This window comes from Brevundimonas denitrificans, from assembly GCF_030160755.1.
GTDB classification, from domain to species: domain Bacteria; phylum Pseudomonadota; class Alphaproteobacteria; order Caulobacterales; family Caulobacteraceae; genus Brevundimonas; species Brevundimonas denitrificans.
This window is the reverse complement of the sequence record NZ_BSOY01000207.1, coordinates 1-611: the sequence shown is the minus strand read 5'-3', so window position 1 is coordinate 611 and position 611 is coordinate 1. Positions and strand designations below refer to the sequence as shown.

Annotated in this window: 1 protein-coding gene; it reads left to right on the top strand. The window is 57.9% G+C overall.

The features are described from left to right. Positions 1-297: 297 nt before the first annotated feature. Positions 298-611: LacI family DNA-binding transcriptional regulator (locus QQJ79_RS15780; RefSeq protein WP_284223881.1), on the top strand; the 314-nt coding region annotated here is incomplete at its 3' end.

The following is a 611-nucleotide window of genomic DNA, read 5'->3' as shown; positions in this document are numbered from 1 at the left end:
CAACCTTCCCCCGCCAAGAGGGATCCTGTCGCAAGACAGGGTCCTTCTTTTGTATGGGGGCCTTGCTTGTGGCTGTCCGGTCTTCGCCATGGAAAGGTTTTCCCAAGCGCGGGGGCAGGGGGCACAGTGCCGCCCTTCTAGAATGCGGCCCATCCGTCAGCAGCAAGGGTGTTTCGTGCCGGGGTTGTGATTTTGGGGGCGGGGGCATCATAAAACTTTAACAATGTAAACGTTTACATTCTGAGAGATGCTTGTATTCTTTAGAAAATAAATTGACGAAACAGGGGGTTTCGGGACGTGCCATCGACGATCAAGGACGTAGCCGCCAGGGCAGGGGTATCGCTGGCAACCGTGTCGCGCTACATCAATGGCACCGGAAAACTGCGGCCCGCAACAGCAGAGCGGGTCAACGCGGCGATTGCCGAATTGGGGTTTCGGCCCAATGCGGTGGGGCGCAGCCTGTCCACCTCTCATACCAAGTCCTTGGGCGTGGTGATTCCGTCCCTGTCAAACCCGGTCTTTTCGGATGCGGTCTCCGGGATCAACGAGGCGGCTCGGGCCGAAGGGTATCGTCTGATGTTTACCTCGACCGAATACAACCGCGCCGAGGA